We start from the raw sequence: 14,303 nt of genomic DNA on the forward strand, positions 1-14,303 counted from the left end.
GGATGAAAAGAAGAAACATTGCAATCTTGGCGATGCTTGCCCTCACCGCAGGGCAGGCATTCGCCCAAAGATGTCTTCCTCAGATGAAAGGCATTGAGGTGAAGGTCGGCATGGCTGACGGAGTGTATAATGGCAAAAAGTCCTGCAAGGCTGGCTATTATGCAGGTCTCGGACTTTCAAGCTATACCAAGGGTGGTGACAAGTGGACGTATGGGGCGGAATACATGCAAGTACATCAGCCTTACCGTGAAACTTCCGTTCCAATAGCACAAATGACGGGCGAGTTCGGTTATTCCTACAACTTCCTTTCCGACAACAGCAAGACAGTGCTGTTCTATATCGGAGGTACGGCACTGGCTGGCTATGAGTCCGTAAACTGGGGCAAGAGAACCATGTCGGACGGAGCGACCTTGCAGAACAAGGGAGCACTTATATATGGTGGTGCCGTGGCATTGGAAACGGAAATATACCTGTCGGATGCTATAGCTTTGACCGCTTCCGTTAAGGAAAGGCTTGTTTGGGGCAACAGCACAGGACATTTCCACACGCAGTTTGGCATCGGCATGAAGTTCATCATCAACTAAAACAGTGAGCCTATGGACATCAATGAAATCAAGCAAGTGCCTATCGTGGACTTTCTCTATATTCTCGGCATTGAGCCTGTCAAGCACAAGGCTTCGGGACTTTGGTATCATGCGCCATACCGCAATGACCGCAATCCTTCGCTTCGGGTATCAACGGACAAGAATGTCTGGTATGACTATGGCGTCGCCAGAGGTGGTGACATCTTCAACCTCGCAGGAGAGTTCATCAACAGCAATGAGTTTGTGGCGCAAGCCAAGTTCATATCTGAAACGCTTGGTGGCTGCTTCCCGACATCGTTTCCGCATTATCAAAGAATAGCGGAAAAGGCTGTGAAGGCGAAAGGCAATCCCTTTAGTGATATTGTGGAAAAGCCTTTGAGCCATCCTGCTCTCAGGCAGTACTTGCGTGAGCGTGGCATATCGGCTGACGTGGCGAGCCGTTTCTGCTGTCAGGTGGAATACCGATACAATGGCAAACAGTTTTTTGCTGTCGGTTTCAAGAACAACAGCGGTGGCTACGAGATACGCAACCGCTTCTTCAAAGGTTGCGTGTCGCCAAAGGACATCACTCTCATTGGCAGGAACAGCAACGTCTGCCATCTGTACGAGGGTTTTATGGATTTCCTCTCTGCCGTAATTCTCGGCATAGGTCGTGGTGAGGATCATATTATCCTCAACTCGGTGGCTAATATGCAAAAGGTGCATCATCTTTTGGATGGCTATGCACAAGTGTACTGTCATTTGGACAATGACGAGGCAGGCGAGAATGCCTGTGTCGAACTGCAAAAGCGATATGGAGATAAGGTCATAGACCATTCGCATCTATACACTGGCTACAAGGACTTGAACGAGTACCTGATGAGCCATAAGACAAGAAAGTAACAATCATTCAAAAACATCAAGACAATGAAGAAGAACAATAAAATCAAGAAATCAGTGAGCATGTTGGCATTTCTTTTCGTGTGTGCCGTGTCGGTAATCCTTTCATCGTGCAGCGATGAGCTGGACATTCAGCAGTCGTATCCATTCAAGGTGGAGACGATGCCTGTGCCAAAGGACATTGTGCGTGGACAGACTGTTGAAATCCGCTGCGAGTTGAAGGCGGAGGGTAAGTTTGACGGCACCATCTATACCATCCGCTATTTTCAGCATGACGGAAAAGGTTCGCTGAGAATGGAGAACGGAACGGTGTTCCTGCCAAACGACCGCTATCTGTTGGAGAACGAGAAGTTCCGTCTTTACTACACCTCGGCAAGCACGGAGACACAGACGCTGACCGTGGTGGTGGAGGACAACTTCGGCAAGTCATACGAAATGGAGTTCAGTTTCAACGATACTGATGAGGAGGAAGAGTTTGCGAGAAGTGCCAACAAACTCGGTAGCGTATGAGGCTGATGATATTGTTAGCCTTGCTTCTTGTATCGGGCAGCTTGTCTGCCCAGACGCAAGGGGCGATAAAGCGAGTTTGTCATGTGTCACGTTTTGAGTTGGCTGTCGCCTGCATTAAGAAGTACGAAGGTCTGCACGGAGCGAAGCATCATCCTTATGTCGGATATGGGCACAAGCTGTTGCCTGGCGAGAGGTTTTCTCCAAGAATGACGGAACGGGAAGCCGATGCCTTGCTGCGCTCTGACCTCAGAAAGCTCTGCGCCATGTTTCGTGACTTCGGTCGTGACTCGCTGCTCTTGGCTGCACTTGCCTACAATGTGGGGTGTGGAAAGGTGATGAAAAGCCGGATGTATGCCAAGATGCGAAGTGGCAACAGAAACATCTATCGTGATTATGTGGACTTCAAAAGGTGGAACGGAAAGATAGTGCCTTCCATCGAGCGAAGAAGAAAAATGGAGTATCTGCTCTTGTTTACTCCATAGTAATAAGGTTTTATAAAAATAGGACAGTCCTTTTGATTGGGGGCTGTCCTTGTTTTTTGCAAGCATCGCAGATAAGGGCAAGACGGTTTCTTTGCCACTTTCTTTTCCGCTCCTCGGCTCATGATTCCTAAGACATCACCAAATTTTTGAGAGCTTTTTTGTGTTAAAATAAGCAAAATAGTCCCCAGAAAGCATATAGGCATACCTACCCCTGTAGCAGAAGAAGACATTTTTTGACTTTTCTGTTACAAAAAAACGATACGGAACTCTTTCTTTTAATAGCTTTTTGCTCGATTCCTAATTAGTTATCCGTATCTGTCCTCACAAGACTATAAGAGACAATGGTACATTGTCATAGTTCACTTGCTTTGGACTTTTCAATATGTAAGTTCTTTCTGTCGTCAGAGGTGTTCAACACTTCCCATTTTCTCTTTTGCTTGCCTATGGCAAACATTCTGCGAATGAGCTTAAACTTGACGGCATTCAATGCCTTACGCTTAGTATCAGAATCTTTTCTGCCTCCTAACTTTCGATTATAAAACATTTGCATTTCCACATCGTACTCAACAGCTCTCAATGCCGCCATAGACAGGTCAGCTTTCACTTGACCGTTACAGTGTGCGGAAGGTCGGGCACGCCATTTCACACTGGTACCAGAAGTGTGACTGCATGGAGCTACGCCAACATATCTCGCATATTGCCGAGCTGTGTCAAAAGCGGTAAAGTTTCGTGTGATGGCAATTATGTTTGTTGCATTGACAAAACCAATTCCTGGTATCGTCAACAGATTCTGAAAAGTGTCAAAGACATCTTCCTCCTTGGACATTAATTCACACTCTTCCTGATCTATCTTCTCAATGTCATGATTGAGCTTTTTAATGTAGCTCTCATACATGGCAGAATCCTCTTTCGTTTCAAACATCTGCATTCGGTTCATAAAGTTTGTCCGTTGCTCCACAAGGAACTTACGCTCATTGACAAGTTGCTTCAATTGTTGCATAGCCTTGCTTGGCAACTTGTATGGCTTGGCACATTCCGTGCCATCATAACGATAGAGGAAGTCAGCTATCTTTGCAGAGTCATTCTTGTCTCGCTTATCTATTGTCCCCATAGGATGATGTTTTACTATACGTGTACTAAGCATACAGAAAGAGTAATTCTTGGACGTGAGGAATTTTTCCAAGTCCAAGGAGTAGCAACCTGTAAATTCCATGCCAAACAGGGCTTGGGAAAGTACCACACGACTCTTTTTGAGCCATGAGCACATATCGCCAAATCCCTTGCGAGTGTTGTTGAACACTTCATGAGGGAACATTTTGATGTTGGTGTCCTCACGAAATATAGATACATCTATGACATTTTTAGAGATGTCAATGCCTACAAATGATTTATTTTTCATATCTTTGCACCGCTTTACGAAAGGAACTCTCTATGTCAGGATAAGCCAAATCTTTTAAAAGCTGGGACGGACAGCTAATTCCCTAAAAGGCACTGAGTCTGACATTTCGGGCAGAGGAGACTATATCAAGGGAAAGGGCTTTGCCTAAGATTAAAAAGTTCACTACCTCTGTCTGGAGTTCCTTCCTTTTGAGGATTCCTCGCAAAGGTAGTGCCAAAAGCAACCAAGAGACTCTATCATGGTATAGTGATGGTCTTAAAACACTGTTAGTTCACTCCTGGTTGCTTGTTTTTCCCATTTCGATAATTGTCCGTCTCCACATACGGAGTACCTCGTTTTATAACGGCAAACATACGGAGTATTATCTTAAACTTGATTGCATTAAACACTATTCCACTGCATTTCTCCTTTCTCTTGCGTTCCCAGTAATCTCTGATGTTCGGAATGTGCTGCATGCAAACCAAACAGGCAATGGACAAGTCTGCCTTTGCCTGTTTAAAACCTTTCTTAGAGACTGACGAGCCTTTTCTCACAGATGTACCAGATTCTTTCTTGAAAGGAGCGACACCAATATAGCAAGCGTATTTACGTGGGTTATCTATTGCCATGAAGTTTTCGGTCAGGACAATGGTTTCAAGTGCGACAACACGCCCAATACCAGGTATTGATGTCAGCAGGGAAAAGTTCTTGCTGATGTCCGCATCTTCTTTTATGTACATGTCAATTTCATTGTCTATGCCTTTAAGTGCATCATTGAGCGTTTTAAGTTGCCCATTCTTACGTTCCACAGACAAATCTGTGTCATACGCACATATATCATGAAGCTGCTGCTTGTAAAGGACTGACTGCTTGACTGTCTGCTTGCGTTCCGCCAAAAGCCTCTTCAACTTAAAATATACAGGAGGAGGAAGTTTTGATGGGTTGCGAAGAATCTTTCTGTGGTTCTGCTCACAGTAAATGGCTATGCGGAAAGAATCAAGCTCGTCAGTCTTGATGCGGTCGAGCGAACGCAGTCCATCATCCAAGTCTGGCTCAAAGCGATGCATCTTGCGAGGTTCCACCATCCTATAAATATAATGTTTCTCTTCCAACCACAGTCTAAAGTTTTGGGTGTAAAGTCCTGTATATTCCATACAGAACAAGACTATATCAACCCCCTTGCTTACCTTTGCCACCCATGAACCAATTTTCTTGAAACCTGCATTGTTGTTGCTCACCTTTATATGGGCTTTCTTCCAATCAATGCTTTCTCCGTCATAATAAGCAAGGTCGAGAGTCTGCTTTGAGACATCCACGCCTATGTAAAGTTCTTTATCCATAATTTTGACATTTAATAGTTAAATGGAATCAAGAAAGTTGGCTGGATTATATAAGGACTATGACATGAGAAAGGGCATACCTTGAAAGAAAGATAGTTCACCTTAACACCCATTAACCAAATATCCTAACTTGATTCCTGGGTGCAAAGGTAAAAGAAAGAAAGTGGCGGAACGATTTTTCATCGCTCCGCCCTTATGGATTTCATGTCGTTGCAACCATACGCTGCTCTATAAGTCTTGCATTGCTGTTCACCAAGTTGATGATGTCGGCATGGTGCTCGGTGTCCTTGTTCTGTAGTCCGTGGCATTGTACGACTTTCATCTGTTCGAGAGAAAACTCCACGGTCTCAACCCTTTGTTCGGCTATTCTTGCAGAGAAGATGATGCAGTCGGGATTGAGTGAATAGTTTGTACCGCTGCCTACGCAATGATGCATCGCCTTGCCCTCAAGAACGTGCTCCCTGACGCTTTCAAGCATTCTTACCACGATATTGCCGTCCGTGAATATCAAACCGAAGAAACGGCTCTTCATTTCCTTGAACTTGTCCTCGTTCTTCAATGCCTTGCGTATCTCCTCCTCGGTGCGCTCCTTTTCTTTCTTTGCTCTGATTTTCTCGGATATTCTGTCGTGCTCGGCTTCAAGGTTGTCGGGACAAATGTAATGTGGACTTCTGATGTCCTTGCCCATTTCCACCAACATACAGATGTAGTCCGCCCATTTGCCGATGTCTGTAATAATGTAATGGTTGCGGTTGGCTATCTTGTAGGCATTCCAACAAGTTTCCAAGTGCCGTGGGTGGTCTATGAAGTGGCGGACGTGTCCGTAACGACATTGTTTCATCATCGTTTCGATGCGGTGGTCTGTCAGCATCGCCTTGAACAATGTAAGCGGTTCGATGCCGTGAAACGCTCCGTCAAAGCCGTTGCGCCATATCTGAGGAATGACTTTCATATCGGGGCAGACCGGAAATGAAGCAATATGCTGATAGGTGGTGTTGTCCTTGCGCAGTTCTATGTCGGAGTCGTAGCAGAACGTGTCCATATAGATACCCATTGTGCGCTTGCGTGCCATAACCTCCACCTTGCCTTTCTCGTTCATCCAATAGCGTGCCACCTCCCAACAATAGATGTCTGCCTTTTGTCCCTTGCGGTAATAGGCTTTCATCTGATATGCTCGCATAAGTTGCAGTCCCTTACGCTCGGTGAGTACACTGAAATAGGTAGAAGACATTGCCTTCTGTCGCTTGGTGCGCTGCACTTCCAACTTTGCCTTACACTTCGGGCAGACACATTTGTCCGCATCCTCTTCCGTAGTCCAAGTGTGTCCGCAGTCCATGCAGGTGGTCTGTCCGTGCTTCAACTGAAAGGCATAGTGGTCAAGACATTCACGGAATGCCCATTGCATTTGCGCTCCCTTGATAGGTCGTAACCCCTTGTTTGAGGTTACGACTTGCTTCTGATATTTCGTTCTTGGTTTCATAACGTGTCGAATAATGATGGTTGATGTACTTCGTTGTCTGCTCTCTGTGAGGTGCGCTTGGCGGTATCTCGGTTACGCATCTTGTTCATCTGCTCTTGCTGATATTGGCGGATGGCTTCCTGTCTTGCCTGTGCCTTCTCCTCCTCTGTGAGTTCGATGTGGTGGTTGACAGACACTTGGCAGTTCAGAGGTTTGCCGACCTCGATGTCCTTCTCCTCGTAGTAGTGGATGGCTTGCCCATATATCTCGTCATCGCAAAAGCCGTTGCAACCGCTCTTCTGTACCCAATTAAGTATGTAGGTGACGCAATCGTCTATGTTCTTGTCGGGGTTGTCATATTTGGCTGCAAAGAGTTCGTCCTCCATTGCACGCTCCTCCAAATAGGCTTGTATGGTTCTCTTGAAATATTCTGTAGTGTTCATATCTGATGTTGTTAAAGGGGTTGTTACTCGTGATAGATGATGTCGCAGTCCTCAACTTCTGTAGGCAGTCCGAAAAACGGATAACGGCTGAAGTAAGGTTCTGTGCACATGTCCTCGTTGTATCTTGGACTTACTATCTCAATATTGTTCTTGCGTATGGCTTCGTCCACCATACGGATTTCCTCGTCAGTCAGTCCGCTTGCATCGCCGTTGATGATGTAGCAGAGTGACCATGTAGGTATCGCTTCAATGCTTCTGTTCATATCGCTTGCTCGTTAAATGGTTTGCTTGATTAGCTCAATCGTGTATTTAGGGTTCACCTCGTTGAAGATGAAGTCCACAAAATCACGTCTTGCGCCCTTGTTCAACTCTCTGTAGATGTCCTTGAATGATGTGATGTTACCATTGATGTATGTGTCCACCATATACTCAAAGATGTTGTCCACCTCATAATATCTGCACTGCTGTGATGCAGTCTTTGAATGTCTTTTTGTTCCCATATTCTTGTATGCTTAAAGTGTCAATAACCAAATGAATGTTCCAATCAGTACCACCATAGAAAGAATGGAAATGATGATGCCGAAGATGAACTTCACAATTCCCAATATGACTTCACCGACTATGCAGAGAGCCATATATCCCAACCAAGCCACCAAAGTGATGAGGGTTGAGCCGACTGCGGAGAGTAATCTCCACCAAGTCTGTGTTATATTGATGTTTGTTGTCATATAGCCTTGAATTAAATTTATTTGCGGTTCCAGGAGCTGAAGGGAAGTTCTCGTTTCTTCACCTTTTTGTCGCTCCCTTTTCCGACATTTTTTTTGCGTCTTCCTGTCGCATCGGTCGTTTCGTTTCAGGTGCCTTTCAAGGGCGGCGAGGCTGGAAATACAAGGTTTTTCGGAAAAAGCAAGGAAACCAACTAATATGCAAACGTTTGCGCAAATCTTTTGCTTGATTTACATCATATTTGCGCATACCTATTGGAATAAATCGTAACTTTGCAACAAATAAACAAAACATCTTAATCCTTGAATATGAAGAAGATATACTCTACACTCGTTGCCCTACTGGCAACCATCAATATGTTTGCCCAGGGTTGGCCAGCCAACCATAGCGGCGTGATGTTGCAGGGATTCTACTGGGATTCCTTCAGCGATTCCAAGTGGACCAATCTCGAAGCACAGGCTCCTGAGCTGGGACAGTACTTCAATCTCGTATGGATTCCACAGAGTGCCAACTGTGGCGGCAAGTCAATGGGTTACGATGACCTCTACTGGTTTTCCAACTACGAAAGTTCTTTCGGAAGTGAAAGCGAACTCCGCTCTCTCATCAAGACCTTCAAGAATAACGGCATCGGAACCATCGCCGACGTGGTAATCAACCACCGCAAGAACGTATCAACCTGGTTTGACTTCCCGGTAGAAACCTACAAGGGCGTGACTTACGAGATGAAATCAACCGATATCTGTGCCAACGATGATGGCGGCAAGACCAAGAAAGAGGCAGATAAGCAGGGCGTAAAGCTCAGCAGCAATAATGATTCCGGTGAAGACTGGGGCGGCATGCGCGACCTGGACCACAGCAGCCAGAACGTGCAGACCATCGTGAAGGCTTATCTCGATATGCTCCTCAACGACTTCGGCTATGCCGGATTCCGCTATGATATGGTAAAGGGATACAGCGGAAAGTTTACTGGCATCTACAACGATGCAGCCAAGCCAACTTATTCCGTAGGAGAATACTGGGATGGAAATGTATCCGTAGTCAAGAACTGGCTCGAAGCTACCAAGGTTAATGATAAAATCACCAGCGCAGCCTTCGACTTCCCTATCCGTTATGTGGTGCGCGATGCTATCAAAGCCAACTGGTCAAACGTAAAGACCGATGGCTTGGCTAACGACCCAGCTTACAAGCAGTATGCCATCACCTTCGTGGAGAATCACGATACCGAATATCGCTCATCCGAAAAACAGCAGGATCCTATCCGCAAGGATACCCTGGCAGCCAATGCCTACATTCTGGCTTCGTGCGGAACCCCATGCGTATTCTACAAGCACTGGATTGACTGCAAGCAGGATATCAAGGCGATGATCAACGCACGCCAGCTGGCAGGTATCACCAATACCAGCAACACCACCTTCAATGCCTTCAGGGGAGAAGGATATAACGGCATCAGAACCGTAGGCGACAAGGCAACATTGATTGCCATCGTAGGTCCTAACGCCAAGAAGTATACAGCACCAAACACATACGCCGAACTGCTGAACGGCTACCACTACCGCTATTTCATGCCTAAGAAGGCAAACGTGGCTTGGGTGGATTTGGCTTCCGGTGATTACGAAGGCACGATGAAGGCAAAGCTCGTGGCTGTTAGCAACGCTGACGATGCACAGTTGGTTTATACCACTGATGGCACAGAGCCAACAGCCAGCAGCAAGAAGGCTAAGAGCGGTGAGGAGCTGGAGATTCCTTTCGGCGAGACAACCCTGAAGGTGGGCTTGCTGATGAATGGCGCTGTCAGCGGTATTCTTACCCGTAACTATAAGGTAGAAAAGCCTGCTGCTTTCGACCCATACGATATCACCGTATATGCCAACGCAGACCAGGTAGGATGGAAAGATGGTTTCAACTTCTGGGCTTGGTGCGACAGTCCTAACGAGAACCTGACCGTGAAGGGTGTTTGGCCTGGCGACAAGATGACCCAAAGCAAAGTGATTGAAGGCAAGAAATGGTATTATCAAACTTACAAGATCAAGAGCAAGAACTATAAAGTTTCCTTCGTATTCAGCACCGGTACCGGTTCGCCACAGACCGTAGATTTCACGAATATCAACAAGGATACCTATCTGGAGGTTCTGAATGAGAAGAACAATGAAGGTCACTATAAGATCAAGGATGTTACGGCTGATATGCCAACTACAGGCATCACCGCAGCTCCTACCATTGACAATACGGCAAGTAAAGACAACGCATGGTATACCCTGAGCGGCATGAAGATGATGCAGAAGCCTAACCAGCCAGGCATCTATATCCACCAGGGCAAGAAACAGATTATTAAATAAAAGTATCAATCATACAATAAGTAATCAATCGAAAAAAGAGGACCTTAAGAGTCCTCTTTTTTTATTTTGTGATTACTTTATCTTTGTCTCTGGTCAGCGCCCCACATCAACTTCTCTCTCAATGTAGAGAAATATCTCTGGTTCCGCTGTTTTACTATTTTAATGGCATGTGGTGCCTTACGGATAATCAGGCGGGTCTGCTCGGTCATGCGTTCGCTTCTGCCATCAATCGCCACGAGATAATTATGGCTTCGGCTTTCTACATCCAGCACGATCTCTGCCGTATCATTGATCACAATAGGTCGGATATTCAGACTGTGAGGAGCAACGGGAGTCAGACAGAGACTACCACTCTGCGGAATGATGATAGGTCCGCCATTAGAGAGATTATATGCAGTAGAGCCAGTAGGAGTAGTCACGATAAGACCATCCGCCTGATAGGTGACCAGGAATTCTCCATCCACCTGGGTACGGATAGAAATCATCGAAGCATCATCCCGCTTCAATACCGCAATATCGTTCAAGGCGAAAGGATTGCCAGCCAAGACGCCGCCTTCAGCCTCTACCTGAATCACCGCATGGTCCTCTATCAGGCAATCGTCGGCATACAGACTGTCCAGCGCCGTTTCTATCTCACTAGGCAACACATCGGCAAGGAAACCCAGACGCCCCATATTCACACCAAGAATAGGAGTTTCCTTTGCTCCCACCCTGCTCGCCGCCTTCAGGAAGGTACCATCACCGCCCATAGAGATGACATAGTCTACATCAAAGTTGTAGTCCTCGAATACGCCGGAAGCCTTCACCTCAAGATGCTCCACCTTGGTAAGAAAATCGTAGAAGAGGCTTTCAAAATAAACTTCAGCTTCCTTCTTTTCCAGATAAGAAAGGATTTTCTCTATCGAAGCACTCTTCTTGGCTTGATATTCATTGCCAAAAATTGCGAATTTCAAATGTTGTTGTCCCATTTATTTTGTTATTTCAATTATTATTCTTACTTTTGCAAAGGTAATAATATAATTCGAATAACAAAACAAAAAACGAATAAATTATGGCAAAGGTATATGAATTTCTTGCCAATGGCTTCGAGGAAATCGAAGGTTTGGCTCCAGTAGACATCCTCCGCAGAGGGGGTGTAGACATCAAGACCGTCAGTATTACAGGTAGTGAATGGGTAGAGACTTCTCATGGAGTCACCATCAAGGCTGACCTGAAGTTCGAGGATATCCAGAGCTTTGACGATGCCGATATGTTGCTCCTTCCTGGTGGAATGCCGGGCAGCAGCCATCTCAATGAGCATGAAGGCGTTCGCCAGGCGCTCATCGCACAGCACAAGGCTGGCAAGCGGATCGGTGCCATCTGCGCAGCCCCTATGGTTCTGGCAAGCACTGGCATTCTCGAAGGCAAGAAGGCAACCTGCTATCCTGGCTTCGAACAGTATTTCAGCGAGAATACGGAATATACAGCTACCCTCTTCCAGGAGGATGGCAACGTGATTACGGGCGAAGGTCCTGCCGCCACCCTCCCATACGCCTATCAGATATTGAGCTACTTCGCAGGCAAGGAAACAGTGGCAGCCCTGCAGGATGGCATGATGTATGATCATCTCATGCAGAGCAAGCAATAAGCCCCCGTTCCAGGCGATTCCATCGCCTGTCCCCCCAGTTATTAAGCTCACAAGCAAAAGAACAAAAAACAAGAAAATGGATTACGTAATCATAGTAGCCGGAGGCAAGGGCCTCCGCATGGGAAGTGATATTCCGAAGCAGTTCTTGCCTGTAGCCGGCAAGCCTATCCTGATGAGAACCATTGAGCGTTTTCATGAATACAACCCTGAGTTGAGCATCATCCTGGTTCTCCCGGAGAGCCAGCAGGAATACTGGCATCAGCTCTGCGAAGAATATCATTTCGATATCAAGCACCAGATAGCCAACGGTGGCGACACCCGATTCCAGTCTTCCAAGAATGGACTTTCGCTCATTCCTGACAATGAGGATGGCGTAGTGGGTATTCACGATGGTGTCCGACCATTCGTTTCTACGGATGTGATTGAGGAATGTTTCGAGACGGCTCGCGAGGAATATGCTGCCATCCCGGTATATGCTGTAACCGATACCTTGCGCTACATCGACCAGCATGGCGGTGGCAAGAACGTGCTTCGCAGCGACTACCGTGTAGTGCAGACTCCTCAGACCTTCGATATCGGTCTGGCGAAACAGGCATTCAACCAGGAATACAAGGAGCAGTTTACTGACGATGCATCGGTCATAGAAAGTCTCGGTTGCCAGGTAGCCATGGTAGAAGGTAATCGCGAAAACATCAAGATTACCACCCCGTTTGACATCAAGATAGCAGAAGCTCTCCTGAAATAGATACCAATACTGCCATTATCGCAAGTGAGGTCCCACACGCCCCAGAAAGTAAGGCCCCATACGCTCTGTAAGGGCAAAAGCTTTATTAATCATCTGGTTTTAAGGCTTTTGTCCTTACAGGGCGCAAAGGTGCATTCCGTTAATACTGCATCTTCCCCTCGCAAACGCCATAGCGGTTTTTGGCAGGTCTAGCAATACGGCGTTTTACGGTGTCGCTAGACTTAATATGCAGTCTCACAGCGTTATCCGCTCTTTTTATATCCCAGCACATCACACTTGAAAGGGCGAGCAGCCTTGCTGCCCCCTTCACTTCGACCAGTGACCGTTGGTTCTGGGCGAAGATGGTTACAGTGGTTACGGTTACAGAAGTTACAGTTTTCAGCGGAGGGGGGGGGGGTATAAGGGATTTCGAGAACTTTCAGATTGTAAGTAATAATAATAGATAATTATATATATTTATATATATATAATTATCTCCTTCTAAAGAAGGGAGAGGGAATTGGCTTAAGAAAAACTGTAACTTCTGTAACCGTAACCACTTTTGGGGGAAATCGGGGTAGATAGCGCAAAAGACAAACGTAGAGTTGGGATGCACAAAACATAGAGAAACCATTTACAAAATATAGTTTTCTTTTGCAGAAAGTACGTATTTTTTATAAGTGATTGAGAATGAGATAAGTTTTTATCTCATAAAAAGAAGAGGTTACGAATTAGAAATAAACAGAATGTAGCATCCTGCTGTGATTTGCATAACCATCCAAAGAACTCTTTCGGTTGCAAAGGTACGATATTTAATCGGGGATAAAGAATGTTTTAAGATTTTTTATCCTCGATTTTTTGCTTGGATAAATCTGTTTTTATTAACCATACTCTTCTCTATTCTTTGCTATTTCCATTTCAATCCATTCAAACATATGTGGCAAGGGTTCCTGTTTTGAATGGTCTATTTCGTTTGCATATTTCCATCCTTTCGTGTGTTTTGTATAAAAGTCAGCCGTCGTCGAAGAAAGACAGTCCTCGTACTTCAGACTAACTTCCTCCGACTATGGCACGGCAAGAAAAATCCTTGGCGGTATGCCTTGAAATGCTTCAAGACTATACTGCCAAGGACTTTTCTTTGTTTGCCGTGCTGACAACGGCTGACTTTTATAGCCACAACTCGCAGTCCCATTTTTATCGCACAATCCAAACGACATGAAACAGTGGCACACCACACTTTCATGTCTCAGTAGTACGGCATGAGGAAAAGTGCTTCTTTTTGTCGGTTGCAGGCTAACCGATCAAAAGAAACACCATTCCTTGATTTGCCGTACTATTTTGTTTGCATACTCCACCGCAAGAAAGAAGTCATTGATGTAAACCTCAACGACCACTTTCATGCTTGGCTGCACAGCCTTGGAGAAAACCCGATGCAAGAAGCATGGACAAGCCATACTCTTCTTTCATCGGAATTTCTCTGAAGGCTGTGCCATTCTTGTATGCGATTTCCATTTTCCTAAAAACATTTGCAAGACAGTAATTATATCCATTTCTCAGAAATGAGTATGCGATAATCGTGCAGTCCAAAAACTTCCGTGAAGTTTCTATTTTTATTTGTCGCTCTGATTTTCTTTCCTCCACAGGGTCTTTCCTTTTGGCATCAACCGTTATCGTGCAGGTGCAAAGGTATGGCAGCGGGCTTTGGAAATAAAAGGTCGAGCCTTCGGTTTTCGAAAAAATCTCCACACCGTTGGGTAGTATTTTTCCGAAAAATTCTTCTATAATCTGCTGAATAGCTTAAAATGAGCGATTTAT

16 protein-coding genes are annotated in these 14,303 nt (G+C 45.6%); 7 read left to right on the forward strand and 9 right to left on the reverse strand.

Annotated elements, in window-relative coordinates; all coding sequences use genetic code 11:
* Positions 1–2: 2 nt before the first annotated feature.
* Genes F7D73_RS07830 through F7D73_RS07845 form a run of 4 tightly spaced genes read left to right on the forward strand, consistent with a single transcriptional unit; the run spans position 3 to position 2,455 of the window.
* Positions 3–584, forward strand: a complete 582-nt coding sequence (locus F7D73_RS07830; protein WP_153123643.1) for a conjugal transfer protein TraO — start codon at positions 3–5, stop codon at positions 582–584.
* Positions 585–596: 12 nt separating this feature from the next.
* Positions 597–1,466: a toprim domain-containing protein gene (locus F7D73_RS07835; RefSeq protein ID WP_153123645.1), complete on the forward strand. Its 870-nt coding sequence runs from the start codon at positions 597–599 to the stop codon at positions 1,464–1,466.
* Between the two features lie 15 nt (positions 1,467–1,481).
* Positions 1,482–1,973 (forward strand): DUF3872 domain-containing protein, encoded by a 492-nt coding sequence (locus tag F7D73_RS07840; protein WP_437182303.1) that lies wholly within the window; start codon positions 1,482–1,484, stop codon positions 1,971–1,973.
* Positions 1,970–2,455 (forward strand): lysozyme, encoded by a 486-nt coding sequence (locus F7D73_RS07845; RefSeq protein ID WP_153123649.1) that lies wholly within the window; start codon positions 1,970–1,972, stop codon positions 2,453–2,455. Before F7D73_RS07840 ends, F7D73_RS07845 begins: the two co-directional genes overlap by 4 nt.
* A 352-nt stretch (positions 2,456–2,807) precedes the next feature.
* Here the strand turns inward: F7D73_RS07845 and F7D73_RS07850 are convergent, their stop codons facing one another.
* The 7 genes from F7D73_RS07850 to F7D73_RS07880 form a co-directional block, all read right to left on the reverse strand.
* Complete coding sequence (locus F7D73_RS07850; RefSeq protein WP_117678396.1) at positions 2,808–3,854, reverse strand: IS110 family transposase; 1,047 nt, start codon at positions 3,852–3,854, stop codon at positions 2,808–2,810.
* Positions 3,855–4,120: 266 nt separating this feature from the next.
* Entirely contained in the window at positions 4,121–5,173 is a 1,053-nt protein-coding gene (locus F7D73_RS07855; RefSeq protein WP_153090821.1) for a transposase, read from the reverse strand.
* A 202-nt stretch (positions 5,174–5,375) separates the two neighbouring features.
* Complete coding sequence (locus tag F7D73_RS07860) at positions 5,376–6,653, reverse strand: PcfJ domain-containing protein (protein ID WP_153123651.1); 1,278 nt, start codon at positions 6,651–6,653, stop codon at positions 5,376–5,378.
* The gene (locus F7D73_RS07865; protein WP_068856600.1) at positions 6,650–7,075 is read right to left on the reverse strand and encodes a PcfK-like family protein; all 426 of its coding nucleotides are present in this window, start codon (positions 7,073–7,075) and stop codon (positions 6,650–6,652) included. The genes F7D73_RS07860 and F7D73_RS07865 overlap by 4 nt, the downstream gene beginning before the upstream one ends.
* 23 nt (positions 7,076–7,098) lie before the next feature.
* A complete protein-coding gene (locus F7D73_RS07870) occupies positions 7,099–7,338 on the reverse strand; it encodes a DUF6926 domain-containing protein (protein WP_153123653.1) in 240 nt (79 codons plus the stop codon).
* Positions 7,339–7,350: 12 nt separating this feature from the next.
* Positions 7,351–7,575 (reverse strand): hypothetical protein, encoded by a 225-nt coding sequence (locus F7D73_RS07875; protein WP_118312707.1) that lies wholly within the window; start codon positions 7,573–7,575, stop codon positions 7,351–7,353.
* A gap of 12 nt (positions 7,576–7,587) precedes the next feature.
* Positions 7,588–7,803: a hypothetical protein gene (locus tag F7D73_RS07880; protein ID WP_119993562.1), complete on the reverse strand. Its 216-nt coding sequence runs from the start codon at positions 7,801–7,803 to the stop codon at positions 7,588–7,590.
* A 306-nt stretch (positions 7,804–8,109) separates the two neighbouring features.
* Between F7D73_RS07880 and F7D73_RS07885 the strand changes: the two genes are divergently transcribed.
* Complete coding sequence (locus tag F7D73_RS07885) at positions 8,110–10,137, forward strand: alpha-amylase family glycosyl hydrolase (protein WP_153123655.1); 2,028 nt, start codon at positions 8,110–8,112, stop codon at positions 10,135–10,137.
* Between the two features lie 77 nt (positions 10,138–10,214).
* Here F7D73_RS07885 and F7D73_RS07890 read toward each other — a convergent pair whose 3' ends face one another.
* The gene (locus F7D73_RS07890; protein ID WP_153123657.1) at positions 10,215–11,105 is read right to left on the reverse strand and encodes an NAD kinase; all 891 of its coding nucleotides are present in this window, start codon (positions 11,103–11,105) and stop codon (positions 10,215–10,217) included.
* Between the two features lie 83 nt (positions 11,106–11,188).
* Between F7D73_RS07890 and F7D73_RS07895 the strand changes: the two genes are divergently transcribed.
* Together F7D73_RS07895 and F7D73_RS07900 are read left to right on the forward strand one after the other, a co-directional pair.
* Positions 11,189–11,764 (forward strand): DJ-1 family glyoxalase III, encoded by a 576-nt coding sequence (locus F7D73_RS07895; RefSeq protein WP_153123659.1) that lies wholly within the window; start codon positions 11,189–11,191, stop codon positions 11,762–11,764.
* Between the two features lie 76 nt (positions 11,765–11,840).
* Positions 11,841–12,509, forward strand: coding sequence for a 2-C-methyl-D-erythritol 4-phosphate cytidylyltransferase (locus F7D73_RS07900; RefSeq protein WP_153123661.1), 669 nt, complete (start codon positions 11,841–11,843; stop codon positions 12,507–12,509).
* 1,362 nt (positions 12,510–13,871) lie between these two features.
* On the opposite strand, the gene F7D73_RS16330 is transcribed toward F7D73_RS07900, so the two are convergent.
* Complete coding sequence (locus tag F7D73_RS16330) at positions 13,872–14,000, reverse strand: hypothetical protein (protein WP_255415916.1); 129 nt, start codon at positions 13,998–14,000, stop codon at positions 13,872–13,874.
* Positions 14,001–14,303: the final 303 nt, after the last annotated feature.

This window comes from Segatella copri (assembly GCF_009494395.1).
Taxonomy (GTDB): Bacteria; Bacteroidota; Bacteroidia; order Bacteroidales; family Bacteroidaceae; genus Prevotella.